Source organism: Rathayibacter rhapontici, from assembly GCF_001995175.1.
In the GTDB taxonomy this organism is placed as follows: Bacteria; Actinomycetota; Actinomycetes; order Actinomycetales; family Microbacteriaceae; genus Rathayibacter.
This window is the reverse complement of the sequence record NZ_MUKN01000009.1, coordinates 58,945-85,198: the sequence shown is the minus strand read 5'-3', so window position 1 is coordinate 85,198 and position 26,254 is coordinate 58,945. Positions and strand designations below refer to the sequence as shown.

Sequence of the window (26,254 nt, the reverse complement as noted above, 5' to 3'; positions counted from 1 at the left end):
AGCCCTCCTGCTGTCCGCACTCGCCCGCGCGCAGCGCGCAGTCGCTCCGAGCAACTCGGAACCTCGAGCGAAAGGTGGAGGGCCGCGAGCGGAGATCGCGTGCCAGCGATGTCCGCCAGCCCGACGCGCCCCGCTCTCGGAAACGCACCACCTCAGCACGCCGACCGCGGTGGAGGAGGCGCTCGCGCCTCCTCCACAAAATCAACACTGTGTAACGACTTCGCCCCCGTGCCCCTCGGGGGCCCTGAGTGAATCGTCACATTGGGTAACGTGAACGGATCGACGCCCTGCTGCGCACGACGCTCGGGCCGAATCCTGGAGGACGAATCTCTTGACTATCACCACGCGTAAGGCCGCGTTCGGCGGTCTCGCTGCTCTGGGCGTCACCGCGCTTCTCGCCGGTTGCGCCTCTGCTCCCGAGGAGGGCGACTCGGGCGCCGCCGCGACGAGCGACTTCCTGCCCTGCATGGTCTCGGACGCGGGAGGCTTCGACGACAAGTCCTTCAACGAGCTCGGCTACACCGGTCTCGTCGAGGCGTCGGAGGAGCTGGGTGTCGAGCCGGTCGACGTGACCTCCGAGTCCGAGACGGACTACGCCCCGAATCTCACGAGCCTCGTCGATCAGGGCTGCAACCTGATCATCACGGTCGGCTTCGCGCTCGCCGATGCGACCAAGGCCGCGGCCGAGGCGAACACCGACATCGACTTCGCGATCATCGACGACGCCTCGATCGACCTCGAGAACGTCAAGCCGATCACGTTCGACACCTCGCAGTCCGCGTTCCTCGCGGGCTACGCGGCGGCGTCGTACTCCAAGACCGGCGTCGTGGGCACCTTCGGCGGCCAGCCGTACCCGACCGTCACCATCTTCATGGACGGGTACGCGGACGGCGTCGCCTACTACAACGAGCAGAAGGGCACCGACGTGAAGGTCGTCGGCTGGGACGTCGCGTCGCAGAACGGCTCCTTCACCGGCGGGTTCGCAGCGGGCGTCGAGGCGAAGTCGGCGGCGCAGTCGCTGATCGACCAGAACGCCGACGTCATCCTCCCCGTGGGCGGCCCGATCTTCCAGTCGGCCATCGAGGCGATCCGCGACTCCGGCAAGGAGATCGCCATGGTCGGCGTCGACGCCGACCTGTACGAGACCTACCCGGACGGGTCGGACCTGTACCTGACCTCGATCCTCAAGGGCATCAAGGAGGGCACGTCCGATGTGACCGCCTCCGCCGGTGCCGGCGAGTTCGACGCCACGCCGTACGTGGGCACGCTCGAGAACGACGGAGTGGGCATCGCCCCGTTCCACGACTTCGAGTCGAAGGTCTCGCCCGACCTCCAGGGCGAGCTGGACGCGATCACCGAGGGCATCATCGACGGGTCGATCACCGTCGAGTCGCCGTCGGCTCCCGCCGCCTCCTAGTCGGCGCGAAGAGGCCGGCCGGCCCCGGGTGATCCCGGAGCCGGCCGGCCTCTTTTTTCTGCCGCCGCCGGTCCGCGTCGTCGCACCGCGCTGCGTCGGCGCGGAACGTCCCCTCCCTGTCGCCGTTCGTCCTCGAGCCCCGTCGATGTCGGGAGCCCGACCGAAAGTTAGATTGGTTCCATGAAGCTCGAACTGCGGGGCATCACGAAGCGCTTCGGCGCTCTCGTGGCCAACGACCACATCGATCTCACGGTCGAACCCGGTGAGATCCACTGCCTCCTGGGCGAGAACGGCGCGGGCAAGTCGACTCTGATGAACGTGCTCTACGGCCTCTACCAGGCCGAGGAGGGCGAGATCCTGCTCGACGACGCCGTCCAGCACTTCTCGGGGCCCGGCGACGCCATGAAGGCGGGCATCGGCATGGTGCACCAGCACTTCATGCTCGTGCCGGTCTTCTCGGTCGCCGAGAACGTGATGCTCGGTCACGAGCAGACGAAGTCGGGCGGCCGCCTCGACCTCGCCGCAGCGCGGGCCCGGGTGCGCGAGATCTCGGACCGCTTCGGATTCGACGTCGATCCGGACGCGATCGTCGAGGATCTGCCGGTCGGCGTCCAGCAGAGGGTCGAGATCATCAAGGCGCTCTCGCGCGACGCCCGCGTCCTCGTGTTCGACGAGCCCACGGCGGTGCTCACCCCGCAGGAGACCGACGAGCTGATCGCGATCATGCGCCAGCTGCGCGCGGCCGGTACCGCCATCGTCTTCATCACCCACAAGCTGCGCGAGGTGCGCGAGGTCGGCGACCGCATCACGGTCATCCGCCTCGGCAAGGTCGTCGGCGAGGCGTCGCCGACGGCGAGCAACGCCGAGCTGGCGTCGCTGATGGTGGGGCGCGCCGTCGAGCTGACGGTGCGGAAGGAGCAGGCGCGCGCGGGCGACGAGGCCCTGGTCGTCAGCGGACTCACCGTCCGCGACGCGAACGGGCAGGCCGTCGTCGACGACGTCTCCTTCGAGGTCCGCCGCGGCGAGATCCTGGCGATCGCCGGTGTGCAGGGCAACGGGCAGACCGAGCTGACCGAGGCGATCATGGGCCTGCAGGAGCGGGTCGAGGGCACGGTGACGCTCGACGGCAAGCGGCTCGACGGGCTCTCGGTGCGCCGGGTCCTCGACTCCGGGGTCGGCTTCGTGCCCGAGGACCGGACCGAGGACGGCCTGGTGGCCGAGTTCACCATCGCCGAGAACCTCATGCTCGACCGCAGCGACGGAGGGCCTTTCGTGAAGGGCCTCACCCTGCGGTTGAAGGAGCTGGACCGCTTCGCCGAGGAGCGCGTGCGCGAGTTCGACGTCCGGGCGCAGGGCATCGGCACGCACGTCGGCCGGCTCTCCGGCGGCAACCAGCAGAAGGTCGTCCTGGCGCGCGAGCTGAGCCGGGAGCTGAGGCTGTTCATCGCCGCCCAGCCCACCCGCGGCATCGACGTCGGCTCGATCGAGTTCGTCCACAAGCGCATCGTCGAGACGCGCGACACCGGCGTGCCGGTGATCGTCGTCTCGACCGAGCTCGACGAGGTGGCCGCCCTGGCCGACCGCATCGCGGTCATGTACAAGGGCGGCATCATCGGCATCGTGCCCGCCGACACCCCCCGCGACGTGCTGGGGCTCATGATGGCCGGGCAGTCGCCCGCCGAGAAGGGAGCGGCGGCGTGAGCGACGCGCAACTGCCCGCGGTCGACCCCGACGCGGAGACCGAGAAGTCCGCCGGCCTCGAGCCCGGCCAGAAGCCGGGTCAGGAGGCGCGTCCCGGCGCCGCCGAGAGCGGCGCGTCCCGCGTGCTCCGCGAGATCCTCTCGGGCACCGCCCTGATGTCGGTGCTCGCCGTGCTGCTCTCGCTGATCGCGGGCGGCGTGCTGATCGCGGTGACGGACCCCGACGTCCAGGAGGCGTCCGGCTACTTCTTCGCCCGCCCCGTCGACACCCTTCAGGCGATCTGGCAGTCGGTCGCCGGCGCCTACTCGTCGCTCTTCCAGGGATCCGTCTACAACTTCCGCCGCGAGGGCTTCGCGAACGGCATCAAACCGCTGACCGACACCCTCGCCTTCGCGACTCCGCTGATCGCGGGCGGTCTGGGCGTCGCGCTCGCGTTCCGCGTCGGACTGTTCAACATCGGCGGCCGCGGTCAGATGCTGATCGCGGCGGCCTGCGCGGGCTGGGTCGGCTTCTCGTTCGACCTGCCGTGGGGCGTCCACCTGATCGTCGCGCTGGCCGCCGGGATCTTGGGCGGCGCACTCTGGGGCGGGCTGGTCGGCGTGCTCAAGGCGCGCACCGGGGCGCACGAGGTGATCCTCACGATCATGCTCAACTACGTCGCCTTCTACCTGGTCTCGTACCTGCTCCGCACCCCCGGCGCGCTGCAGCGCCCGGCTCGAACAACCCGAAGACGCCTGCGATGAAGGAGACGGCGGTCTTCCCGTCGCTGCTCGGTCCGAGCTACTCGCTCACCCTGGGCTTCGTCTTCGCGATCCTCGCGACCGTCTTCGTTTGGTGGCTCCTGAACCGCTCGAGCATCGGCTTCAAGTTCCGCGCGGTGGGCGAGAACCCGCACGCGGCACGGGTGGCCGGGATCGACGTCAAGAACAGCTACGTGTACGCGATGCTCCTCTCCGGCGGACTCCTCGGCCTCGCGGGCAGCGCGCAGGTGATGGGCACGGTCACGACCGGCTTCACCTCGGGGATCGACGCCGGCATCGGGTTCGACGCGATCACCGTCGCCCTGCTCGGACGCTCGCGGCCGTGGGGCGTGTTCTTCGCGGGCATCCTCTTCGGCGCGTTCAAGGCGGGCGGCTACTCCATGCAGGCCGCTCAGGGCGTGCCGATCGACGTCGTCCTCGTCGTGCAGTCGCTGATCGTCCTCTTCATCGCCGCTCCGCCCCTGGTGCGCGCGATCTTCCGCCTGCCCGCTCCCGGCGCCGCCCCGAGACGCCGCGCGCGCCGAGCCTCGGAGGTCTCCGCATGAGCGCCCTCGCCACCGCCGCCCCCGCGGGCGGCTCCCGCATCGCCGTCCGCAGCTGGAAGGCGCCGATCGCGTTCGGCGTGTTCGCGCTGCTCTCGATCGTGCTGTTCGTCGCGCTGGGTCGCGACGGCACCAGCTCGTTCCGCCTCGCGGCCGGCGGGGACTTCTTCGCCCTTCCCGATCTGCCCTTCCCCACCAGGGCGACCGGAGTGGTCGTCGCCGTCGTCACCGTCCTGCTGACCGTGCTGGCCGCCCTGATGACGCGGGCGGCGCGGCGCATCCCGCTCTGGTTCTCGACGGTGTTCGCCCTCGTGTTCCTGATCGGATTCCTCGTCTGGGCCTCCGCGGGCGCGACGCTGCCCGTCTCGGGACTGCTGCTCGGCACCGTCGGCCTCGCCACTCCGCTGATCTTCGGCTCGCTGGGCGGCGTGATCTCGGAGCGGGTCGGAGTCGTCAACGTCGCGATCGAGGGGCAGCTGCTCGCGGGCGCCTTCACCGCGGCGGTCGTCGCCTCGATCACCCGCCAGCCGGTCCTGGGCCTCGTCGCGGCGATGCTGGCGAGCGTGCTCGTGTCGTTCGTGCTCGCCGCGTTCGCGATCAAGTACGTGGTCGACCAGGTGATCGTCGGCGTCGTCCTGAACGTCCTCGTGACCGGGTTGACGAGCTTCCTCTACTCGCAGGTGCTCACGTCGGACTCGCCCGCCTTCAACTCGCCGGTGCAGTTCGAGACCCTGCCGATCCCCGTGCTCAGCCAGATCCCGGTGATCGGCGCCGTGCTGTTCAAGCAGTCGATCATCGTGTACCTCATGTACATCGCGATCTTCGCGGTGTGGTGGGGCCTCTTCAAGACGAAGTGGGGCCTCCGCCTGCGCGCCGTGGGCGAGCACCCGCAGGCCGCCGACACCGTCGGCATCGACGTGGCGCGCACCCGCTTCTGGAACGTGTCGCTCGCCGGCGCCATCGCCGGCATCGGCGGCGCCTACTACACGCTCGACGCCGTCGGATCGTTCGGCAAGGAGATGACTGCAGGAGCCGGCTTCATCGCCCTCGCCGCGGTCATCTTCGGCCGCTGGGACCCGATCAAGGCGACCCTCGCGTCGCTGCTGTTCGGGTTCGCGACCAACCTGCAGAACGTCCTCGGCGTCATCGGCTCGCCGGTGCCGAGCGAGTTCATGCTGATGCTGCCGTACCTGGTGACGATCTTCGCGGTCGCCGGCCTGGTCGGGCAGTCCCGCGGACCGGCGGCCGCCGGCAAGCCGTACCTGAAGTCCTGAGAGGGGTCCCGTGACCGACATCGACTGGGAGGCGCTGCGCGCCGCCGCCAACGACGCCATGCGCCGCGCCTACGCCCCCTACTCGCAGTTCCCGGTGGGCGCCGCGGCGCTGGTCGACGACGGCCGCATCATCGCGGGCTGCAACGTCGAGAACGCCTCGTACGGCATCGGGCTCTGCGCCGAGTGCGCGCTCGTCTCCTCCCTGCACATGACCGGTGGCGGCAGGCTCGTCGCCTTCACCTGCGTGGACGGCAACGGGGCGACCCTGATGCCCTGCGGGCGCTGCCGTCAGCTCCTCTTCGAGCACTCGGCCGACGGGATGGTCCTCGAGACCGTCTCGGGGCTGCGGACGATCGACGAGGTCATCCCCGACGCGTTCGGCCCCCGCACCCTCCAGGCGTACGCGGGGGAGTAGCGGCCCGCCGCCTCCCCGCCCGCTCCGCCCGCTCCGCACACGATCCGAGGACAGCAATGACCGGCTCCACTCCCGTCGAGGCCTTCGACGCCGTCGACATCATCCGCACCAAGCGCGACAGGGGCACCCTGTCGACCGCGCAGATCGACTGGCTGATCGACGCGTACACCCGCGGTTACGTCGCCGACGAGCAGATGGCGGCCTTCGCCATGGCCGTGCTCCTGAACGGCATGGAGCGGGACGAGATCCGCGATCTGACGCTGGCCATGATCGCGAGCGGCGAGCGGATGAGCTTCGACGGGCTCGGCAAGCGGACCGTGGACAAGCACTCGACGGGAGGCGTGGGCGACAAGATCACCCTGCCGCTGATGCCTCTCGTGGCCTCGTTCGGCGTCGCCGTGCCGCAGCTCTCGGGTCGGGGCCTCGGTCACACCGGCGGCACCCTCGACAAGCTCGAGGCGATCCCGGGCTGGCGCGCCGAGCTCGGCAACGACGAGATGTTCGAGCAGCTGCGCACGGTCGGCGGAGTGATCTGCGCGGCAGGCTCCGGGCTCGCTCCCGCCGACAAGAAGCTCTACGCCCTGCGCGACATCACCGGCACCGTCGAGGCGATCCCGCTGATCGCGTCCTCGATCATGTCGAAGAAGATCGCGGAGGGGACGGACGCGCTGGTCCTGGACGTCAAGTTCGGCTCGGGTGCCTTCATGATCGACATCGAGCGCTCGCGCGAGCTGGCCCGCGCCATGGTCGACCTCGGCAACGACGCGGGCGTCCGCACGACGGCGCTGCTCACGAACATGAACGTCCCGCTCGGTCTCGCGATCGGCAACGCCAACGAGGTGCGGGAGTCGGTCGAGGTCCTCGCCGGCGGCGGTCCGGCCGACGTGCGCGAGCTGACCCTCGCCCTGGCCCGCGAGATGCTCGAGCTCGCGGGGCTGCCCGACGCCGACGTCGAGGGGGCGCTGGACGGAGGAGCGGCGATGGACACGTGGAACGCGGTGATCCGCGCGCAGGGCGGCGATCCGACCGCCGAACTGCCCGTCGCCCGCGAGACGCACGTGGTCCGCGCCGAGCGCGACGGCGTCCTCGTCGAGCAGCGCGCCCTGCCGTTCGGGATCGCCGCCTGGCGCCTGGGAGCGGGGCGGGCGCGGCAACAGGACGCCGTGCAGCACGCGGCCGGCATCGATCTGCACGCGAAGCCGGGCGACCCCGTCCGCGCGGGCGAGCCGCTCTTCACCCTCTCGGCCGACGAGCCCGCCCGCTTCGAGCGCGCGCTCGCGGCGCTCGAGGGCGCCTACCGCGTCGCAGACGAGGGCGAGTCCGTGCTCGACGGCGGACCGCTCGTGGCTGAGCGCATCGCCTGAGCGGGTCGGTCCTGCTCACGCGTCAGAGGCGGCCGGCAGCGTCGAGGACGAGGTCCCAGAACCGCTCCGTTTCGATCCCGGTCGCGACGCTCGTCCGGCAGTCGGCGGGGGGCGCCGAGCGCAGATCCGCGACGGTCATCCCCACGGTGTGCTCGCCCCGCAGCTCCACCGTGAGCGGCGCCCGCCGCACCTCGAGGATGGACGGATCGATGACGTAGGCCACCGCGACCGGGTCGTGCACTGGGGGAGCGTCGAAACCCTGCGCCTCCCGGTAGCTCTCGGCGAAGAAGTCGAGGAGTCCGACGCAGAAGCGGCCGGCATCGGAGTCGAGGCCGCGGAACCGGGCGACGACGTCCTCGGTCGCGAGCGCGCGGTGCGTGACGTCGAGGCCGACCATCGTCACGGCCCATCCGGCGCCGAAGACGATGTGGGCCGCCTCGGGGTCGGCGAGGATGTTGAACTCGGCGGTCGCCGTCCAGTTGCCGCCCTGCACGCCGCCGCCCATCAGGACCACCTCGCGCACCCGCTCGACGAGGCGGGGCTCGCGTCGCACCGCCATCGCGATGTTCGTCAGCGGACCGGTCGGGACGAGGGTGATCGAGCCCGCGGGCGAGCTCATGACCTCCTCGATGATGAGATCGACCGCGTGGCGCGGATCCAGAGCCGGGCGCTCCGCCGGGAGGGACGGCCCGTCCATCCCGCTCTCACCGTGGATGCTCGGCGCGGGCTCCGCCTCGCGCACGAGCGGCCGGTGCATGCCCGCCGCGATCGGCACGCCGACGAGACCGGCGACCGCGGCCACCGCGCGGGCGTTCCCGGTCACCTTCTCCAGTGACTGGTTGCCCGCGACGGTCGTGATCGCGACCAGCTCGATCTCGGGACTGCCGTGCGCCAGGAGGATCGCGAGGGCGTCGTCGTGGCCGGGGTCGCAGTCCAGGATGATCCGTCGTCCGCTCATCCCCGCACCCTACGCGGCTCCTCCACAGCGCGCGCGGCGCCCGTTCCCGGCTCGGCGGGGCGGTCCGGTCGCCGCGTCGGCCCCCGGCAGTAGGGTGGTCCGCGAGCCGCCGCCCGACCCCGAGGAGCACCGTGACCGACACCACCGACGAGTACCTCCTCCCGGGCGAGGGCATCCTCATCGACGACCTGCCGAAGGTCTCGCTGCACGACCACCTCGACGGGGGTCTGCGTCCCGCGACGATCCTCGAGCTCGCGGCCGAGGCCGGAGTGCCGGTGCCCGCGGACGAGCCCGAGGCGCTGGGGCGCTGGTTCAGGACGACCGCCGACTCCGGATCGCTCACCGACTACATCGCCACCTTCGAGACGACCGTGGCGGTCATGCAGACCGCCCCTGCGCTCGAGCGGGTGGCGCGCGAGTTCGTCCTCGACCTCGCCGCCGACGGAGTCGTGCACGGCGAGGTGCGCTGGGCGCCCGAGCAGCACCTGCGCGCCGGCCTCTCACTCGACGCGGCCGTCGAGGCCGTGCAGGAGGGGCTCCAGCAGGGCGTCCAGGAGGCCGCCGCGCAGGGCTCCCGGCTGAGCGTCGGTCAGCTGATCACGGCGATGCGGCACGCCGAGCGCTCCCTCGAGATCGCCGAGCTCGCCCTGCGCCACCGCGAGCGCGGCGCGATCGGTTTCGACATCGCCGGCGCGGAGGCGGGATTCCCCGCCTCGCTGCACCGCCCCGCCTTCGAGCTCCTCGCCGCGGCGCACTTCCCGACCACGGTCCACGCGGGCGAGGCCGACGGCCTCGACAGCATCCGGTCCGCCCTCCTCGACGGTCGGGCTCTGCGGCTGGGCCACGGCGTGCGGCTCGCCGAGGACATCGCGATCGAGCGCCAGGACGACGACGCGAGCTACGTCACGCTCGGCGAGCTCGCCGAATGGGTGAAGGACAGGCGCATCGCGCTCGAGCTCAGCCCCTCGTCCAACCTGCAGACGGGCGCGGTCGCCGCCTGGGGCAGCGAGCTCGTCGACCACCCGTTCGATCTGCTCTACCAGCTCGGCTTCCGCGTCACGGTCAACACCGACAACCGCCTGATGAGCGGCACGACGCTCAGCCGCGAGCTGGCGCTGCTCTCGGACGCCTTCGGCTACGACCTCGACGACTTCGAGGCCTTCCAGATCACCGCGGCGGAGGCCAGCTTCCTCCCGCTCGACGAGCGCCGGGAGCTCGTCGAGACGATCAGCGCCGGCTTCGAAGCGGCCTGACCGTGCCGCTCGACGCTCTCACCGACACCGCGATCGCGCTCCGGCACCCCGCCGCGAACTGGCGGGAGGCCGTGCTCGAGGCCGGCCGCGCCCTCGAGCGCAGCGGGGCGGTCGACCCGGCCTACTCGCGCCGCATGGTGGAGCAGATCGACGTGCTCGGTCCCTACATCGTCATCGCGCCGGGGCTCGCCCTGGCGCACGCCCGCCCGGGCAACGACGTCCACAGCGACGGACTGTCCGTCGTCACCCTCGCCGAGCCCGTCGCCTTCGGGCACGGCACCAACGATCCCGTCTCGGTCGTCATCGGCATCGCCGCCACGCAGGCGCACGGTCACGTCGGCTTCGTCGCCGGTCTCGCCGACGTCCTCAGCCGCCCCGACGCGATCGGCGCCCTCGCCGCAGCGCGGACGGTCGGCGGCGTCAACGCCGTCCTCACGGACGCCACCCCGCACCACGGAAGAAGCTCATGAAGATCGTCACCCTCTGCGGCGCCGGAATCGGCACCTCCGCCATCCTCAAGCTCGGCGCCGAGCGCGCGCTCGAAGCCCTCGACCTCGAAGCCGAGGTCGTCGCCTCCGACATCGCCTCGGTCGACGCCCTCGCCGCCGACGCGCAGGTCATCCTCACCTCCGGCGAGCTCGTCGACCGCATCGGCCGGACTTTCGCCGAGGTCGTCATCATCGACAACTACCTCGACCAGGCCGAGATCACGGCGAAGATCGAGCGCGCGCTCGGCTGATCCGCTGTGCTGATTCCTGAGCCGCCCCCTGTGCGGCTCAGCGCGGTCGGCTGTGCCGATTTCTGAGCCGCCCCTTGTGCGGCTCAGCGCGGTCGGCTTCGCGAGATGGTGCGTCCCGTAGAGCGAGGCGCGTCGCGCTGTCCGGAATCGCTTGGCACGCGATTCCGGATCGCGCGCTCCCTGCGGGGCGGCGATCCGGAGATCGTGACCAGGGTCGAGCGTCGAGGACCTGTCGCCATCGATACCGGGCTGTCGTGGGAAGGACGGGTGCCGCGAGATGCCGCTTCTAGGCGAGCCGTCCGGGGGAGGGTGGTCGAGTGGCGGCTCGCGGTGGGGGTCAGCGGAGGAGGGACTCGGCGCCGGTGCGGAGAGAGGAGAGGCGGGTGGCGACGGCGGAACGGCGGGACGAGGGGTCGGCGTCCGAGGACCAGGCGTCGAGGTAGAGCTTCACCTTGGGCTCGGTGCCGCTGGGGCGCACGATCAGGCGCGCTCCGTCGAGGGTGAAGCGCAGCGCATCCGTAGAAGGCACGCCGTCCTCGACCTCGAGCAGATCCTCGACCCGCTGCACCGGCAGTCCGCCGATCGAGGCCGGAGGGGCGCTGCGCACCGCGGCCATGATCCGGCCGATCTCGGACAGGTCGGTGACCCGGAGCGAGATCTGCTCCGAGCCGAAGAGGCCGAAGCGCTCGGCGAAGGCGTCCAGCTCGTCGGCGACGGTCCGCCCCTCCGACGCCAGGGCGCTCGCCAGGTCGAGGAACGCCAGAGCCGCTGAGATCCCGTCCTTGTCGCGCACCGTCCCGGGATTCACGAGATAGCCCAGCGCCTCCTCGTACCCGAAGACGAGATCCGGCACCCGCGAGATCCACTTGAAGCCGGTGAGAGTCTCGACGAACGTCAGTCCGTAGTCCGTCGCCACCGCTCCGAGCGCGGGGGAGGAGACGATCGAGCACGCGAGCGCTCCGCCCGTGCGCCCCTCGGCGCGAGCGCGCTCCGCGGCCCGCCAGCCGAGCAGCGCGCCCACCTCGTTGCCGGTGAGCCGGCGGAACCTCTCCGCGACGCTCTCGTCCGGGATCGCCGCGGCGAACCGGTCGCGTCGGGGTCGTTGGCCACGATCAGATCGGCGCGCCCCGTGCGGGCGGTCGCGAAGGCGAGATCCAGCGCGCCCTCCTCCTCCGGATTCGGGAACGCGACCGTCGGGAACTCGGGATCGGGGTCGATCTGCTCGACCACCACGAGCGGCTCGTCGAAGTCGGCGGCTGAGAGCACGCGGTGCGCCGTCTCCCAGCCCACCCCGTGCATCGCCGTGTAGACGACGCGCAGCGGAGTGCTCTGCCGGCCGACCGCGCCCGTCGCGTCGATGTAGGCGGTCACCACCGACTCGTCCGCCGTGCGGTGCTCCCCGCGGGGCAGGTCGGTGACCCGGCGCGTCCGCGCGACGTCGAGGATCCGCTCGGCGATCGCGGCGTCGACCGGCGGGACGATCTGCGAGCCCTCGTCCTCGCCGCCGAGGTACACCTTGTAGCCGTTGTCCTGCGGCGGATTGTGGCTGGCCGTGACCATCACGCCCGCGTCGGCGCCGAGGTGCCGCACCGCGAAGGCCAGCACGGGAGTGGGGAGCAGCCGCGGGAGCAGCACGGCGTCGACGCCCGCTCCGGCCATCAGAGCGGCGGAGTCCTCGGCGAAGACGCGCGAGTTCTTCCGGCCGTCGTAGCCGATGACGACCACGGGGCGCTGGATCCCCTGCGAGAGGAGGTGCTCGGCGAGGCCGACGGCGGCCTGCGAGACCAGCACCCGGTTCATCCTGTTCGACCCCGCGGCGATCGCCCCGCGGAGCCCCGCGGTGCCGAACGCCAGGCGCGAGCCGAAGCGGTCCTCGAGCTCGGCCGTCGCGCCAGGGTCGCCCGCCTCGTCGGCGACGAGCAGGCGCACGAGCTCCTCGCGGGTCTCGGGGTCGGGGTCCTGCGCCAGCCAGTCCTCGGCGAGGGCACGGATCGCGGCGCTCACAGGGTCCCTGTGATGCCGGCGAGGAGGCGGGCGAGGTCGTCCTCGGCGTTCCGGCCGGCCTCCAGCACCTCCTCGTGGCTGAGGGCCGTCTTTTGGATCCCGGCGGCGAGGTTGGTGATCAGCGACATGCCGAGCACCTCCATGCCCGCCTCGCGTGCGGCGATCGCCTCGAGAGCCGTGGACATGCCGACGATGTGCCCGCCGATGATGCGGGCCATCTGCACCTCGGCAGGCGTCTCGTAGTGCGGACCGCGGAACTGGACGTACACGCCCTCGTCGAGCTCGGCGCGGGTCTCGCGGGCGAGGGCGCGCAGACGGTTGGAGTAGAGGTCGGTCAGGTCGACGAACGTCGCCCCCTCGAGCGGCGAGTCGGCGGTGAGGTTGATGTGGTCGCTGATCAGCACCGGCGTGCCGGGCGTCCAGTGCTCCTTGATGCCTCCGGCGCCGTTCGTCAGGATCATCACCGACGCGCCGGTGGCGGCCGCCGTCCGCACGCTGTGCGCGACGCGGCGCACGCCGTAGCCCTCGTAGTAGTGGGTGCGCGCCCCGATGATCAGCGCCCGCTTCCCCGTCGGCAGCAGGACGGAGCGCAGGGTGCCGCCGTGGCCGTGCACGGCCGGGCGCGAGAAGCCGACGATGCGCGTCGCGTCGACCGTCGCGGTCGTCTCGCCGATCAGATCGGCGGCCTTGCCCCATCCGCTGCCGAGCGTGAGGGCGATGTCGTGTCTCTCGACGCCCGTCGCCTCGGCGATCTGAGCGGCCGCCTCTCGGGCGATCGCGAAGGGATCGGCGTCGGCGGGATCGAGCGGATTCGGGGTCTGGTCGGCCATTCCCCCACCCTATCCACGGCGCGCGGGGAGAAGAGGGCGGCCACCGGGCGCGGCCGGGCGACGCGCCGATTGGGCGAACTCCCAGCGGCGGAGGACAATGGGGGTCATGGCTTACGAGTTCGAGCGCACGCAGAGGATCGCCGTACTCGGAGGGGGACCGGGCGGCTACGAAGCCGCCATCGCCGGTGCGCAGCTGGGCGCCGAGGTCACGCTCGTCGAGCGGGTCGGAGTGGGCGGCTCGGCCGTCATCACCGACGTCGTCCCGTCGAAGTCGCTGATCGCGACCGCGGAGGCGACCAACGCGATCGGAGAGGCCGCCGATCTCGGCGTGCAGTTCTTCACCCGCTCCGAGCAGACCAACAAGCCGGTCCGGCCCGAGGTCGCGGTGAACCTCGCCACCGTCAACAAGCGCCTGCTCGGTCTCGCGCGTCAGCAGTCCGAGGACATGCGCGCCAACCTCGTGCACCACGGCGTGCGCATCGTCTCGGGCGACGGCCGTCTCGACGGCTCGAACGCGCTGATCGTCTCGACCGCGCCCGGCGAGGAGGGCATGGACTTCGACCGCATCGAGGCCGACACCATCGTCGTCTCCGTAGGGGCGAGCCCCCGCGTGCTCCCGTCCGCCGCGCCTGACGGCGAGCGGATCATGAGCTGGACCCAGCTCTACAACCTCAAGACCGTGCCCGAGCACCTGATCGTCGTCGGCTCGGGAGTGACGGGCGCCGAGTTCGCCTCCGCCTACCGCGCCCTGGGCGCCAAGGTCACGCTCATCTCCTCGCGCGACCAGGTGCTGCCCGGCGAGGACGCCGACGCCGCCGCCGTGATCGAGAACGTCTTCAAGCGCAACGGCATGACCGTGCTGTCCAAGTCCCGCGCCGACCGCGTCGAGCGGACCGAGAAGGGCGTGCGGGCCGTGCTGTCCGACGGCCGCGTCGTCGAGGGCTCCCACTGCCTGATGGCCGTCGGCTCCGTGCCGAACACCGCGGGCATCGGCCTCGAGGAGGCGGGCGTGCAGCTGACGGAGTCGGGCCACATCCGCGTGAACCGCGTCGCCCGCACCAGCGTCCCCTCGATCTACGCCGCCGGCGACTGCACGACGTTCCTCCCGCTCGCCTCCGTGGCCGCGATGCAGGGCCGTACCGGAGTGTTCCACGCCATGGGCGACGCGGTGAACCCCACCGAGGTGCGCAACGTCGCGGCGAACATCTTCACGCAGCCCGAGATCGCGACCGTCGGCTGGAGCCAGCGCGAGATCGAGGAGGGCATCGCCCAGGGAGAGATCTACAAGCTGCCCCTCGCCGCCAACCCGCGGGCCAAGATGATGGGCATCCGCGACGGCTTCGTGAAGCTCTTCGCGCGCACCGGCTCCGGCACCGTCATCGGCGGAGTCATCGTCGCCCCGAAGGCGAGCGAGCTCATCTTCCCCCTCGCCCTCGCCGTGGAGCACCGCCTGACCGTCGACCAGGTCGCCCGCGCCTTCACCGTCTACCCGAGCCTCACCGGCTCGATCTCGGATGCGGCGCGCGCTATGCACATCGTGAGCTAGCCCTCATCGTGAGCTCGCTCACGATGAGGCTAGCTCACGATGTGCGGTGACCTCTTCTGAGCCGCTCCCTGCGCGGCTCAGCGCGGTCGGCAGGCCGGATGGTGCGTTCCGCAGAGCGGGTCGCGTCGCGCTGTCTCGAATCGCTGGCACGCGATTCTCGGACGCGCGCTCGTGGGGGCTCGGCGATCCGGTGGCTGTCGGCTTGTGGTTCCGGATCGGATGCTCAGTGAGCAGATCGGAGGAGGGGCCTCGACGTTCGGTCGTCAGCGATGCAGAACGACAGCCGGTCGCGGCCGGCCGTCGCCCGAGGCTCTGATCCGGGGCTGACGCCACCGATCTCGGCGGAGGGCGCCCGACCCGCCGCCGTTGCTGATCGAGTAGCCCGCGGAGCGGGCGTATCGAGATCCACCGACGACGGACGCGCGGGAGCGATCACGGCCCCGCGGGAGCGGTCACCCGCCCCGCCGCGGCGGACGCGCGTCAGACGATCTGGAGCAGGACGTGGCCCGCGGAGACCGTGGTGCCGGCCTCGGCGGCCAGGCCGGTCACGACGCCGTCCTTGTGCGCGGTGAGCGGCTGCTCCATCTTCATGGCCTCGAGGACCACGACGAGGTCGCCCGCCACGACGGAGTCGCCCTCGGCGACCGCGACCTTGACGATGGTCGCCTGCATCGGAGACGTGACCGAGTCGCCCGTGACGGTGCTGACCGAGCCCGACCCGCGGCGCTTGGGCACCGACGCGGTGGCGGTGCGCGGCGGTCCGGAGCGGGCGAACTCGCTCGGCAGCGAGACCTCGACACGGCGCCCGTCGACCTCGACGACCACGTTCTGACGGGCGGCGGGCTCGGGGATCGCGCCCGGCTCCCCGCTCCACGCCTCGATGGTGTTGTCGAACTCCGTCTCGATCCAGCGCGTGTAGATCGTGAAGGGCGCGTCGCCCTCGGGGGCGAAGGCGGGATCGCGCACGATCGCGCGGTGGAAGGGGAGGACGGTCGGCAGGCCGGTGACCTCGAACTCCTCGAGAGCGCGACGCGAGCGCTCGAGCGCCTCGGCCCGGGTGCTGCCGGTGACGACGAGCTTGGCGAGCAGCGAGTCGAAGGACCCCGAGATCACGTCTCCCGCGACCACACCGGAGTCGACGCGCACGCCGGGTCCGCCCGGCGCCTTGAAGACGTGCACGGGGCCGGGGGCGGGCAGGAAGCCGCGCCCCGCGTCCTCGCCGTTGATGCGGAACTCGAACGAGTGGCCGCGCGGTGCCGGGTCGTCGTAGTCGAGGACGCCGCCCTCGGCGAGGCGGAACTGCTCGCGGACGAGGTCGATGCCGGTGATCTCCTCCGAGACGGGGTGCTCCACCTGCAGGCGCGTGTTCACCTCGAGGAACGAGACGGTGCCGTCCTTGCCCACGAGGAACTCGCAGGTGCCGGCGCCTGGTAGCCGACCTCGCGGAGGATCGCCTTGGACGCGCGGTACAGCTCCGCGTTCTGCTCGTCCGTGAGGAAGGGCGCGGGCGCCTCCTCGACGAGCTTCTGGTGCCGGCGCTGGAGCGAGCAGTCGCGGGTCGAGACGACGACCACGTTGCCGTGCGCGTCGGCCAGGCACTGCGTCTCGACGTGGCGGGGCTGGTCGAGGTACTTCTCGACGAAGCACTCGCCTCGGCCGAAGGCGGCGACCGCCTCGCGGGTGGCGGAGGCGAACATCTCCTCGACCTCGTCGCGCTCGCGGGCGACCTTGAGGCCGCGACCGCCGCCTCCGAACGCCGCCTTGATGGCGACGGGCAGTCCGTGCTGGTCGACGAACTCGAGCACCTCGGCGGCGCCCGAGACGGGGTTCAGGGTGCCGGGAGCCAGCGGCGCCCCGACCTTCTCGGCCACGTGGCGCGCGGACACCTTGTCGCCGAGGCGCTCGATGGCGTCGGGGCTCGGGCCGATCCAGACGAGCCCGGCGTCGATGACCGCACGGGCGAAGTCGGCGTTCTCGGCGAGGAAGCCGTAGCCGGGGTGGACCGCGTCGGCGCCGGAGCGGCGGGCGACCGAGAGGAGCTTCTCGATGACGAGGTAGGTCTCGGCGCTCGTCGTGCCGCCGAGGGCGTACGACTCGTCGGCGAGGCGGCTGTGCAGGGCGTCGCGGTCCTGGTCGGCGTAGACGGCGACGGACGCGATACCGCTGTCGCGGGCGGCTCGGATGACTCGGACGGCGATCTCGCCTCGGTTGGCGATGAGCACCTTCGTAATACGCGACATGGTTCCCCACCCTAGGGGCCCGCTCGGCGATGCCCGTGGCGGCTCACCACAAAGAAGAGCGGGGGCTTCGTCGGTTCCTCACAACCCCTGCGGAGTCAGCGGTTCCAGAGAGCCGTCCACGGCACACCGAGCTCGCGCACGAGCGAGCGGAGGGTCGGCACGGACATCCCGACGACGGTCGACGGGTCCCCCTCGATCCGCGAGATGAACCCGGCACCGCGCCCGTCGATGGTGAACGCTCCGGCCACCTCGAGCGGCTCCCCGGTGGCGATGTAGGCGTCGATCTCGTCGTCCTCGATGTCGGCGGCGAAGTGCACGGCCGCAGAAGTGACTGCTCCGATCTCGGCCCGCACCCGCCCGCCGCGGTGGTCGATGAGCCAGTGCCCGGAGTGGAGTCGCCCCTCGCGACCGCGCTGGGCCCGCCAGCGCTCCCGCGCCCGCTCCGGCTCGTGCGGCTTGCCGTGCACCACTCCGTCGAGCACGAAGGCGGAGTCGCCGCCCAGCACCAGCCCGTCGACGTCCGGTCCGAGGACGGCGCGGGCCTTCGCCCGCGCGAGCAGGGCGACGGTCGCGTCGGCGTCGAGCGGAGCGCCCGACTCCTGCTCGGCGAGGGCGACCGCGGCGGGCTCGTCGACGGCGGAGGGCACGACGACCGGCTCGATGCCCGAGGACCGCAGCAGCGCCAGGCGCGCAGGGGAGGTGGAGGCGAGGTAGAGGCGCATGCGTGCTCCCTGCGGCCGGGCCCCCGCTGTGGGATGCTCGATGGATGTCGAAGTCCGCGTCCCGCACACCTCCCCGTCCCTCCGAGGACGACGGCGCACTCGGGACGCAGGTCGAGCTCGAGATTAGCAACGTGGCCCACGGAGGCGTGTTCGTCGCCCGCCACGAGGGCCGCGTGGTCTTCGTCCCGGACGTGCTCCCCGGTGAGCGGGTCCGTGCGCGCATCAGCGAGGTCCGCCACGACAGCTTCTGGCGGGCCGACGCCGTCGAGGTCCTCGAGTCGTCGCCGCACCGCGTCGAGCACGTCTGGGCGGAGGCGTCGATCGACCGCCGGCCCGAGGACAGAGTCGGCGGTGCGGAGTTCGGCCACGCGACGCTCCAGCACCAGCGCGAGCTCAAGCGCACCGTCCTCGAGGACGCGTTCTCCCGGTTCGCGCGCCGGGAGGTGAGCGTCGAGGTCTCCGCGCTCGAGGGCGACGACGAGTCGCGCGGTCTCGGCTGGCGCACGCGGAACCGCCTGCACGTCGACGACGACGGCCGCGTCGGTCCGTACGCGTCGCGGAGCCATCGCGTCGTCACGGTCGACACGCTCCCGCTCGCGACCGCCGCCTCCGCCGCCGCGGCCCCGCTCGACGGCCGGCTCGCTCCCGGCTCGGTGGTCGATCTGGTCGACGCGGCGGGCTCCGACGGCGCGGCGGTCCTCGTCCACGACCCGTCCGACAGGAAGGCGCGACGCGACCGCACCGTGGTGACGGAGTTCGTCGCCGACCGGACCTTCCGCGTCGACCGCTTCGGCTTCTGGCAGGTGCACCGCGGAGCCGCAGCGGCCCTCTTCGACGCCGTGCAGACGGCGGTCGACCCCGGGCGGAGCGACCCCCGCGCGGCCAACCACGACCTCTACGGCGGAGTGGGCCTGCTCGCGGCGGCGCTCGCCGATCGGCTCGGAGCCGGCCTGCGCGTGACCAGCGTCGAGAGCGACTCCCGCGCCACCGAGCACGCGCTCGAGAACCTCTCGGACCAGGTCGCGCCCGCGCGGTGACCGCCCGGGTCGACCGCTACCTCCGCGACGCGATCGCCCAGGCGGACGCCCGCGAGCGCGAGCGCTGGCGCTCGGCGACGGTCGTGCTCGACCCGCCGCGCTCGGGCGCGGGCCGCGCGGTCACCGACGCCCTCGTCGAGCTCGCCCCCGCTCAGCTGGTCTACGTGGCGTGCGATCCGGTGGCGCTCGCGCGCGACGTGGGAGCGCTGGCGGCGGGCGGCTACGAGCTCGAGCGCCTCGACGGCTTCGATCTCTTCCCGAACACCTCGCACGTCGAGGCCGTCGCGCGGCTGGTGCACCGCTCCGCCTGAGCCCGGCGTCGCTACGATGAGCCCCGACGGACCCGAGGGAGTGGACCTGTGAACGCTGAGCCTGTCGTGGAGCCGCGCGTGCGGGTCGCCATCGTCGACGATCACGAGTCGGTGCGTCTCGGCGTCGCCGCCGCGATCGAGAACGCGGGCATGCACGTGGTCGCCGCCGCCGAGACGGTGCAGGTCCTCGAGCAGGTCATCGACGGGGCCGAGATCGAGGTCCTCGTGCTCGACCTCTCCCTGAACGACGGCTCGAGCATCACGGCGAACGTGAAGTGGGGCCAGGTCCGCGGCTCCGCGGTCCTCGTGCACAGCATCGCCGACCGCGTCGTGGCCGTGCGGGAGGCGCTGGCGGCCGGCGCGGCCGGGGTGATCCCGAAGTCGTCGCCGATGTCGACCGTGATCGCGGCGATCCGCACCGTCGCTCGCGGGGAGGTGCTCAACAACCTCGAATGGGCGTCGGCGATCGACGCCGACGACGACTTCGCACGGGCGGTCCTCGGCCGCCGGGAGCGCGACGTGCTCCACCTCTACGCCTCGGGCCTCCCGCTGAAGCTCGTCGCGGACCGGCTGCAGATCTCGGTGTCGACGGCGAAGGAGTACCTCGACCGGATCCGCGACAAGTACGTCGAGATCGGCCGTCCCGCGCCGACGAAGGTCGACCTGCTCCGCCGCGCCGTGGAGGACGGGATCCTCCCCGGCATCGATCCGGACGACGGCGATGCAGGTCGCTGAGCCGCTGCGACGGGCGCACCGGCGAACAGGCTGCGCATCGACAGGATCGTCACCACAGTCCTGTCGTTCTTCGGCTTCGGCTTCGCCCTGCAGACGGTTCCGCCGATCCTCGATCAGCTGCGGTTCCTCCAGCCGTCGGTGGCCTGGCCGGTGCTGGCACTCGTCTTCGGCGCGCTGGCCGCGGCCGTGGCCACCGCGGTGCTGCGCCGCGGCACCCGCATCACCGGCGTCCTCGTGGCGGGCGCTCTCCTCCTCGCCCTGCTGACCTGGCCCCTCGCGGTCGTCCCCGGCGAGGTGCTGCCCGCGACGCCCTACATCTTCTACCTGCTGACGCTCGGCACGGCCTTCAGCACCATCGTCGCCCCGCTGCGGGTGGCGGTCGTCTACGCCGTCGTCACCCCGGTGCTCTTCGGCGTGCTGCGCGTCCTGCCGTCGGGCGGGTCCGCCGAGCCGACACGGGCCGTGCTCGACGCCTTCTACGTCGGCATCGTGGGCTTCGTGATGCTCGTGCTGATCTCGGTGCTGCGGCAGTCGGCCGAGGAGGTCGACCGGGCCCAGACCACGGCGATGGAGCAGTACGAAGCCGCCATGCGCCAGCACGCGGGCGAGGTCGAGCGGATCGAGGTGGACGCGCTCGTGCACGACAACGTGCTCGCCACGCTCCTCGCAGCGGCCACGGCGGAGTCGCCGGCCCAGCGCGCGCTCGCGTCGTCGATGGCGCGGCGCACCCTCGCCGTGCTGCTGCCCGAGAAGGAGTCCGACGTCGCGGAGGGCGCGGTGCCGCTCGAGGTCGTCGAGCGGCAGCTCGCCCACGCGGCGTCGACCTTCGCGGCGGGCCTCGAGGTGCGGACCGCTCCGGGAGTCGACCCGCGCACGGCGTCCGTCCCGCGCGCGGTGGCGGAGGCGGTTCTCGGCGCCGTCTGGCAGGCGCTGGCGAACAGCGTCCAGCACGCGGGCCCCGGGGATCAGGTGCGCCGCTCCGTGGGAGGGGTGCTCGACGTCGATTCCGTCGAGGTGAGGGTCGAGGACGACGGACGGGGCTTCCGCGTGGCCGAGGTGCCGCGCGAGCGGCTGGGGATCCGGCTGTCGATCCTCGAGCGGGTGCACAACGTGAGCGGCGACGCGCGCGTCGAGTCCCGACCCGGCGAGGGCACCCGTGTCGAGATCGGCTGGAGTGCCCGGACCGCTGCGGCGCGATCGGGGACCCGCTCGTGATCGCCTACCCGCGCCCCCTGCTCTACGCGCTCGGCGCGGGCTTCTCGCTCTACCACGTGGTGCTCGCCTTCTTCTCGTACCGCAACTCCCCGCCCAGCGTCTTCGATCTGCTCGCGGTCGCCCTGTACGTGGCGGCGACGGTGGTGGCGCTGTGGCCGTCCGCCACGACGCGCCTGTCGACGCCCGTCGCCGCCTCGATGACGCTGGTGGCCGTCGCCCTGCCCCTCCTGGTCGCACCGGCGCTGGACCCGGCGGCGCCGAACGGCTACTCGACCTGGTACATCGCCGCCGTCGGCACGCTGATGACCATCGTCTGCTCGCGCAGCCGCCCGGTCTTCGCCTGGACCGGGATGCTCGTCCTCATCGTGCACACGATGATCTGGGCCGGGCCGCTCTCGCTCTTCACTCTCGGCGTCATCGGCAACCTGGCGTGGGTGGGTGCCGCGCAGGCGCTCATCATCGAGCTGGGCCGGGCGGGATCCGAGGCGCGGGTGCTCGAGGCGGCCGAGCGTGCAGCCACGTCGTGGCGGGCGGCGGAGGAGGCGCACCTGACGGAGCGCGAGATCCGCCTCGAGCAGACCAGGGCCATCGCCTCCGACATGCTCCGCCGCATCGCGAGCGAGCCGGGGCTGAGCGACGAGGAGCGCTTGGAGTGCCGCCTCCTCGAGGCGTCGGTGCGCGACGAGATCCGCGGACGCCGTCTGCTCGACGACGACGTGAGACGGCTCGTGCTGGCGGCCCGGCGCAGGGGAGTGACGGTGTCGGTCCTCGACGACGGCGGGCTCGATCACTCGTCCGAGCGGGAGAGCGGGCGCGTGCTGCACGAACTCGCCCAGGCCCTCGGAGGGATCCGCGCCGGCGTGGACCGCATCGTCGTCCGGACCGCGTCGGCCGACTCGCCCTCGGCCGTGACGATCGTCGGGCTGCGGACGGCGGGCGACGGCAGCGCGGTCGCGCTCGGCTCCGACGACTCGGCCGACGAGGTCGACGCCTGGGTCGAGATCCGCCGCGACGACGAGCGTCTCTGACGGGAGCAGCGGTACGCCTCCTGCACCGACTACGGGTGCGCGGAACCGCGAGGACGGCCGGGGTCGGTCATCCGCCCGCCGGGGAGTCCGCTGCGCTGCGGTGAGCGGCGGGATGCGACCGGGCCGGCCGGATCCCACGGGTACCGCCGGTTAAAAGAGTGCGGCGGGCTGTCCACTCCTCCGAAGAGGGGGCCCAGCCCGCCGTCAAACCCCGAGTGAGGGTAACAACCCGAATATTACCCTCACTCGCCCCCAAAACACCCGCCTCATTACCCTGGTCGGCGAGTGATTGGCGGTGCCCCCTCCGAGGAGTGAACACCTAACACGGATAATCATGCTCAGATCGGAAGGGGCCTGATAGTCGTCACTTTAGGGGACTAATCGGGGTACAAAATTCACGTTCTGCCGTGCCGTGCGCCGGGGAGGGGGCGACGGTCAGCCCGCGAAGGACCGCCAGGCCCCCGGCGCCGCGTGCAGAGGCGCCCGGACGGCGTGGGAGCGGTCGTTCCAGCCGCTCACCAGCTCCTGCGACTCCTCGACCTCGTCCGCTCCCTGAGCGGCGAGAGCGGTGACGACGGCGGTCACCGCGGCGATCTGCCGGGCGCGAGCCCGGGGGTCGAGACGACGACGGAGGGGGCGGTGTCCTGTTCGCTCATCCCGCGACGGTACCGCATGGTGTCCGGCCGGCGTTCGGGCCGAGGTCATTATGCTGACGCCGGACGCCGCCGGAGCGACGACCGATCGTCGTCGAACCTGGAGCACCTCCCGATGCGTCGTGGATCCCCCCGCACCCCGCCGCCGCTGCCCGCGGTCTGCTCGCGGGTGCCCGGCGGTCGCCGGCGGCGGTGGGGCTGGTCCTCCTCCTGGTCGCCGCGAGCGCTGCGGCCGGCACCCTCGCGGGGCCCGCCTCCGCCACGACCGCCGCGTGGTGGGCCGCCGGATCCGGCTCCCTCCTCGGCGGCCGCCCGTGGACCGTGCTCACCGCGCTCGTGATCGCCGCCGATCCTCTGCAGCTGGTGCTCGAGGCGGTGCTCGTGCTGCTGCTGCTGGTGGTCGCCGAGCGCCGCCTCGGGTCGTGGCGGACGGTGCTGGCCTTCGTCGTGACGGGAGCGAGCGGGATCGTCCTCGGCGTGCTCCTCCAGGTCGTCGGAGCGGCAGCGGGGGAGTGGTGGGCGAGCGACACGATCGGCGACACCGCGCTCGACCCGCTGATCGGCGCAGTGGGCGCGCTGATCGCGTCCACCGCGTTCATGGGAGCGCTGTGGCGTCGTCGCCTGCGCGTCCTCGTCTTCGCGGTCGTGCTCGTGTTCGTGCTGTACGCCGGCGACTCCGCCGACGTCCACCGCCTCCTCGCCGCAGTGGTGGGACTGGGCCTGGGCGCCGTCCTCGCAGGCCCGGTCGCCTCGCGCGCCCACCGGCCCGGACCCGGCTCCCACCGCGAGTCGCGCGGCCTGCTCGCGGCGATCGTGGTCGTCACCGCGATCGGCCCGCTCGTCGCCGTCCTGTCCGACTCGGGCTACGGCCCCTTCTCGTTCCTCGGTCGACTGCTCCAGAGCGCTTTCACGGGCACGGGGGACCTCGAGGACCCCTGCGCGCGGCTGACCCGCCACTGCACCCACCACGTCCAGCTGAGCCTCGTGCAGCCGGGCCCCGTCCTGCTCGCCTTCGTGCCGCTGATCCTGCTCCTGGTCGCCGCGCGGGGTCTGCGAACGGGTCGACGTCTCGGACTCGTCCTCGCCGTCGGCGTCAACGGAGCGATCGTCCTCCTCGACCTGCTGTCGCTCCAGCGCGCGGCCCGGCACCCGGAGTTCGAGCACCACGCCGAGTACCTGCTGTGGGTGGCGACCACGGTCCTCGTCCCGCTGGCGGTCGTGGTGCTCCTTCTCGCCGGCCGCCGGCACTTCCGCGTGCTCGCGCCGCGCAGCGCCGTGCGGCGCTGGACGGGCGTGCTCGCCGCCGCCTTCGTCGTCGGTCTCGGCGGCTACCTGGCAGTCGCGTTCGCGGCGCGGACGAGCTTCGAGCCCGCGGTCGACGGAGGCCGGCTCCTCGTCGGCGGGCTCCTGCGATTCGTGCCCGTCGGCTTCCTCGGAGGAGCGGGCCTCGTGCCGGTGCCGCGCGATCCGCTCGCCCGCCTCGCGTTCGACTGGGTCGGGCCGGCGTTCTGGCTGCTCGTCATCGTCGCCGCGCTGGCCCTCCTGCGCGCGACCGACGCTCAGCGCGTCCGGGGCGAGGCAGCCGTCTACCGCGGGATCCTGGCGCGCCACGGTGCCGGCAGCCTCGGGCACCAGGGCACCTGGCAGGGGAACGACCACTGGATCGCTCCCGGCGGCGAGGGCGGGGTGGCCTACCGCGTCGTCGGCGGGATCGCGATCGCGCTGTCGGATCCGGCGTGCGCGCCCGAGCGTCGCGCCGACGTCGTCGCGGGCTTCCTCCGGCACTGCGACGAGCGCGGCTGGTCGCCGGTGTTCTACAGCCTCCACGAGGATCTCCTGCCCGTGTTCGACGGACTCGGCTGGTCGCGGGTCTCGGTCGGCGAGGAGACGGTCGTCGACCTCGCCGGCTTCGAGCTCACCGGCAAGCAGTGGCAGAAGGTGCGCTATCCCCTGAACCGGGCGGTCAAGCTCGGGATCGAGGCGGTCTGGACCACCTGGCCGGAGCTGTCGCTCGCGACCGCGAACAGCATCGTCGATCTCTCGGAGCGCTGGGTCGCCGAGAAGGCCCTGCCCGAGATGGGCTTCACCCTGGGCGGTCTCGACGAGGTCCGCGACCCGGAGGTGTCCCTCCTGCTGGCAGTGGGACCGGACGGCGTCCTGCAGGGGGTGACCAGCTGGCTGCCGGTGCGGCGCGACGGCAGGACGGTGGGATGGACGCTCGACTTCATGCGCCGCTCCGACGACGCCCTGCCCGGGATCATGGAGTTCCTGATCGCCTCCGCGGCTCTGCGCGCGAAGGAGGACGGCGCCGAGTACGTCTCGCTGTCGGGGGCTCCGCTCGCGATAGCGCCCGTCGCCGACGGAGAGGTGCCGCCCGAGCCGACCGCGCTCTCGCGCCTGCTCGACTTCCTCGCGCGCACGCTCGAGCCCGCGTACGGGTTCGCGTCGCTGTTCCGGTTCAAGGCGAAGTTCCATCCGCGCTACGAGGGGCTCTGGCTGGTGTACCCCGACGCGATGCGGCTGCCGCAGATCGGCTCCGCCCTGGCCCGCGCCTACCTCCCCGACCTCTCGGCCCGCGATGCGCTGGCGTTCGCCCGGACGCTCGGTGCTCGCCCGGACGAGCACGCGACGCCCTCGCGGAGCGCCGGCTGAGCGCTCGCGGAGGGTCGGTGTCCGACCACGTCCCGGAGTCGAGATCGGGGACGTCGTCGGCGTCCACCGCCGCCCGTCCTTCCCGCTGCACGGCGGACGCGGACGAGCGCGCAGGCCGATCGCGGGAGGGGGACGGCCTAGAGCCGCAGCTCGCCCGCGACGACGCGGCTCGCGACGAGGGTGAGCGCCGTCGAGTTCGAGCGGGCGTGGCGACGGAGGATCTGGAACGCCTCGTCGGTCGAGATCTCGCGCGCGTACGCGACCGCCCCCTTGGCCTGCTCGATGAGCACGCGGCTGTTCAGCGCGTGCTGCAGCTGGCTGCGCACCGTGTCGCTCTCGAGCAGAGCCCGCTGGTGCAGGATCCCGATGGTCGCGACGTCGGCGAACGCCTGCACGACGGCGACGTCCTCGGCCGGCAGAGTTCCCGGCTCGGAGCGGAAGAGGTTGAGCGATCCGATGCACTCGCTGCGCAGGCGCATCGGCACGCAGTGGACCGAGCGGAGCCCGAGCTCGAGCGCGCGGTCGCGGAAGGGCGCCCAGCCCGCGCGCACGTCGCGGATGTCGGGCACCACCACGGCCTCGCCGGTCGTGAGGCACTCCATGCACGGGCCGGACTCCTCTCGGAGCTGCAGCAGCCCGATCAGACGGGAGTCCTCGTCCGTCGACGCGAGCACCTCGGCGACGCCGCCGGCGTTGCGCAGCACGATGCCCGCCGAGGCGGCCTCGAAGAGCGCGGCACTGCGGTCGACGAGGGTCTGGAGGAGTTCCACCGTGTCGTAGTCGTCGACGAGGGTGTCGGAGAGGGTCACGAACGTCTCGATGAGGTCGTGCTCCCGTGAGCGGGCCGCCATGCAGTC

19 protein-coding genes and 4 pseudogenes are annotated in these 26,254 nt (G+C 72.2%); 15 read left to right on the top strand and 8 right to left on the bottom strand.

The annotated features are described in order from the left end of the window. Window positions 1-331: 331 nt before the first annotated feature. The 6 genes and pseudogenes from B0T42_RS04685 to B0T42_RS04660 all read left to right on the top strand — a co-directional run bounded on the left by B0T42_RS04685 (window position 332) and on the right by B0T42_RS04660 (window position 7,474). On the top strand, window positions 332-1,417 hold the full coding sequence (locus tag B0T42_RS04685) for a BMP family lipoprotein (RefSeq protein ID WP_055788016.1): 1,086 nt from the start codon (window positions 332-334) through the stop codon (window positions 1,415-1,417). 180 nt (window positions 1,418-1,597) lie between these two features. Further along, window positions 1,598-3,118, top strand: a complete 1,521-nt coding sequence (locus B0T42_RS04680) for an ABC transporter ATP-binding protein (protein WP_055788019.1) — start codon at window positions 1,598-1,600, stop codon at window positions 3,116-3,118. Window positions 3,119-3,129: 11 nt separating this feature from the next. Continuing rightward, window positions 3,130-4,424 (top strand): annotated as a pseudogene (locus B0T42_RS04675) (ABC transporter permease). Continuing rightward, the gene (locus tag B0T42_RS04670; protein WP_077222131.1) at window positions 4,421-5,695 is read left to right on the top strand and encodes an ABC transporter permease; all 1,275 of its coding nucleotides are present in this window, start codon (window positions 4,421-4,423) and stop codon (window positions 5,693-5,695) included. Before B0T42_RS04675 ends, B0T42_RS04670 begins: the two are co-directional and overlap by 4 nt. A gap of 10 nt (window positions 5,696-5,705) precedes the next feature. Beyond that, on the top strand, window positions 5,706-6,110 hold the full coding sequence (locus B0T42_RS04665) for a cytidine deaminase (protein ID WP_077222130.1): 405 nt from the start codon (window positions 5,706-5,708) through the stop codon (window positions 6,108-6,110). 56 nt (window positions 6,111-6,166) lie between these two features. Continuing rightward, entirely contained in the window at window positions 6,167-7,474 is a 1,308-nt protein-coding gene (locus B0T42_RS04660) for a thymidine phosphorylase (RefSeq protein WP_077222129.1), read from the top strand. Between the two features lie 22 nt (window positions 7,475-7,496). On the opposite strand, the gene uriH is transcribed toward B0T42_RS04660, so the two are convergent. Next, the gene (gene uriH, locus B0T42_RS04655) at window positions 7,497-8,432 is read right to left on the bottom strand and encodes a uridine-preferring nucleoside hydrolase UriH (protein ID WP_077222128.1); all 936 of its coding nucleotides are present in this window, start codon (window positions 8,430-8,432) and stop codon (window positions 7,497-7,499) included. Window positions 8,433-8,563: 131 nt separating this feature from the next. Between uriH and B0T42_RS04650 the strand changes: the two genes are divergently transcribed. The 3 genes from B0T42_RS04650 to B0T42_RS04640 are packed head-to-tail and all read left to right on the top strand — an operon-like array spanning window position 8,564 to window position 10,424. After that, window positions 8,564-9,685, top strand: a complete 1,122-nt coding sequence (locus B0T42_RS04650; RefSeq protein ID WP_077222127.1) for an adenosine deaminase — start codon at window positions 8,564-8,566, stop codon at window positions 9,683-9,685. A 2-nt stretch (window positions 9,686-9,687) separates the two neighbouring features. Next, window positions 9,688-10,155 carry a PTS sugar transporter subunit IIA gene (locus B0T42_RS04645; RefSeq protein ID WP_077222126.1) on the top strand — a complete coding sequence of 156 codons (468 nt, stop codon included), beginning with the start codon at window positions 9,688-9,690 and terminating at the stop codon, window positions 10,153-10,155. After that, on the top strand, window positions 10,152-10,424 hold the full coding sequence (locus tag B0T42_RS04640; protein ID WP_055788046.1) for a PTS sugar transporter subunit IIB: 273 nt from the start codon (window positions 10,152-10,154) through the stop codon (window positions 10,422-10,424). Before B0T42_RS04645 ends, B0T42_RS04640 begins: the two co-directional genes overlap by 4 nt. 337 nt (window positions 10,425-10,761) lie before the next feature. On the opposite strand, the pseudogene B0T42_RS04635 reads toward B0T42_RS04640, so the two are convergent. Both B0T42_RS04635 and B0T42_RS04630 read right to left on the bottom strand, forming a co-directional pair. Next, window positions 10,762-12,428, bottom strand: a pseudogene (locus B0T42_RS04635) (phospho-sugar mutase). After that, a complete protein-coding gene (locus B0T42_RS04630) occupies window positions 12,425-13,258 on the bottom strand; it encodes a purine-nucleoside phosphorylase (RefSeq protein WP_077222125.1) in 834 nt (277 codons plus the stop codon). The pseudogene B0T42_RS04635 and the gene B0T42_RS04630 overlap by 4 nt, the downstream one beginning before the upstream one ends. A 106-nt stretch (window positions 13,259-13,364) precedes the next feature. On the opposite strand from B0T42_RS04630, the gene B0T42_RS04625 reads away from it, so the two are divergent. Continuing rightward, window positions 13,365-14,804: an NAD(P)H-quinone dehydrogenase gene (locus B0T42_RS04625; RefSeq protein ID WP_055788056.1), complete on the top strand. Its 1,440-nt coding sequence runs from the start codon at window positions 13,365-13,367 to the stop codon at window positions 14,802-14,804. Window positions 14,805-15,284: 480 nt separating this feature from the next. On the opposite strand, the gene B0T42_RS22595 is transcribed toward B0T42_RS04625, so the two are convergent. The 3 genes and pseudogenes from B0T42_RS22595 to B0T42_RS04615 form a co-directional block, all read right to left on the bottom strand. Beyond that, window positions 15,285-15,983, bottom strand: coding sequence for an acyl-CoA carboxylase biotin carboxyl carrier protein subunit (locus tag B0T42_RS22595; RefSeq protein ID WP_446737354.1), 699 nt, complete (start codon window positions 15,981-15,983; stop codon window positions 15,285-15,287). A gap of 150 nt (window positions 15,984-16,133) precedes the next feature. After that, window positions 16,134-17,044 (bottom strand): annotated as a pseudogene (locus tag B0T42_RS22590) (acetyl-CoA carboxylase biotin carboxylase subunit); the annotation flags it as partial. Window positions 17,045-17,139: 95 nt separating this feature from the next. Continuing rightward, window positions 17,140-17,766: a Maf family protein gene (locus tag B0T42_RS04615; RefSeq protein WP_077222124.1), complete on the bottom strand. Its 627-nt coding sequence runs from the start codon at window positions 17,764-17,766 to the stop codon at window positions 17,140-17,142. A gap of 44 nt (window positions 17,767-17,810) precedes the next feature. Between B0T42_RS04615 and B0T42_RS04610 the strand changes: the two are divergent. The 4 genes and pseudogenes from B0T42_RS04610 to B0T42_RS04595 all read left to right on the top strand — a co-directional run bounded on the left by B0T42_RS04610 (window position 17,811) and on the right by B0T42_RS04595 (window position 22,092). Next, window positions 17,811-19,114: pseudogene (locus tag B0T42_RS04610) on the top strand (class I SAM-dependent RNA methyltransferase). Between the two features lie 48 nt (window positions 19,115-19,162). Further along, a complete protein-coding gene (locus B0T42_RS04605; RefSeq protein WP_236720116.1) occupies window positions 19,163-19,849 on the top strand; it encodes a response regulator transcription factor in 687 nt (228 codons plus the stop codon). A gap of 150 nt (window positions 19,850-19,999) precedes the next feature. Further along, window positions 20,000-21,064 (top strand): sensor histidine kinase, encoded by a 1,065-nt coding sequence (locus B0T42_RS04600; protein ID WP_139344416.1) that lies wholly within the window; start codon window positions 20,000-20,002, stop codon window positions 21,062-21,064. Beyond that, entirely contained in the window at window positions 21,061-22,092 is a 1,032-nt protein-coding gene (locus tag B0T42_RS04595; protein ID WP_077222122.1) for a hypothetical protein, read from the top strand. The genes B0T42_RS04600 and B0T42_RS04595 overlap by 4 nt, the downstream gene beginning before the upstream one ends. A gap of 435 nt (window positions 22,093-22,527) precedes the next feature. On the opposite strand, the gene B0T42_RS21875 is transcribed toward B0T42_RS04595, so the two are convergent. Beyond that, entirely contained in the window at window positions 22,528-22,797 is a 270-nt protein-coding gene (locus tag B0T42_RS21875) for an acyl-CoA carboxylase subunit epsilon (protein ID WP_077222137.1), read from the bottom strand. A gap of 140 nt (window positions 22,798-22,937) precedes the next feature. Between B0T42_RS21875 and B0T42_RS04585 the strand changes: the two genes are divergently transcribed. Next, window positions 22,938-25,397, top strand: coding sequence for a bifunctional lysylphosphatidylglycerol flippase/synthetase MprF (locus B0T42_RS04585; RefSeq protein WP_077222121.1), 2,460 nt, complete (start codon window positions 22,938-22,940; stop codon window positions 25,395-25,397). Window positions 25,398-25,534: 137 nt separating this feature from the next. Here B0T42_RS04585 and B0T42_RS04580 read toward each other — a convergent pair whose 3' ends face one another. Next, window positions 25,535-26,248: a GAF and ANTAR domain-containing protein gene (locus tag B0T42_RS04580; protein ID WP_077222120.1), complete on the bottom strand. Its 714-nt coding sequence runs from the start codon at window positions 26,246-26,248 to the stop codon at window positions 25,535-25,537. Window positions 26,249-26,254: the final 6 nt, after the last annotated feature.

What these genes read in the sequence shown, in the direction of transcription:
- B0T42_RS04680 (WP_055788019.1), top strand. Translation starts at nt 1,598, where the DNA reads ATGAAGCTCGAACTGCGGGGCATCACGAAGCGCTTCGGCGCTCTCGTG.
- B0T42_RS04670 (WP_077222131.1), top strand. Translation starts at nt 4,421, where the DNA reads ATGAGCGCCCTCGCCACCGCCGCCCCCGCGGGCGGCTCCCGCATCGCC.
- B0T42_RS04660 (WP_077222129.1), top strand. Translation starts at nt 6,167, where the DNA reads ATGACCGGCTCCACTCCCGTCGAGGCCTTCGACGCCGTCGACATCATC.
- uriH (WP_077222128.1), bottom strand. Translation starts at nt 8,432, where the DNA reads ATGAGCGGACGACGGATCATCCTGGACTGCGACCCCGGCCACGACGAC.
- B0T42_RS04640 (WP_055788046.1), top strand. Translation starts at nt 10,152, where the DNA reads ATGAAGATCGTCACCCTCTGCGGCGCCGGAATCGGCACCTCCGCCATC.
- B0T42_RS04630 (WP_077222125.1), bottom strand. Translation starts at nt 13,258, where the DNA reads ATGGCCGACCAGACCCCGAATCCGCTCGATCCCGCCGACGCCGATCCC.
- B0T42_RS04625 (WP_055788056.1), top strand. Translation starts at nt 13,365, where the DNA reads ATGGCTTACGAGTTCGAGCGCACGCAGAGGATCGCCGTACTCGGAGGG.
- B0T42_RS04615 (WP_077222124.1), bottom strand. Translation starts at nt 17,766, where the DNA reads ATGCGCCTCTACCTCGCCTCCACCTCCCCTGCGCGCCTGGCGCTGCTG.
- B0T42_RS21875 (WP_077222137.1), bottom strand. Translation starts at nt 22,797, where the DNA reads ATGACCTCGGCCCGAACGCCGGCCGGACACCATGCGGTACCGTCGCGG.
- B0T42_RS04580 (WP_077222120.1), bottom strand. Translation starts at nt 26,248, where the DNA reads ATGGCGGCCCGCTCACGGGAGCACGACCTCATCGAGACGTTCGTGACC.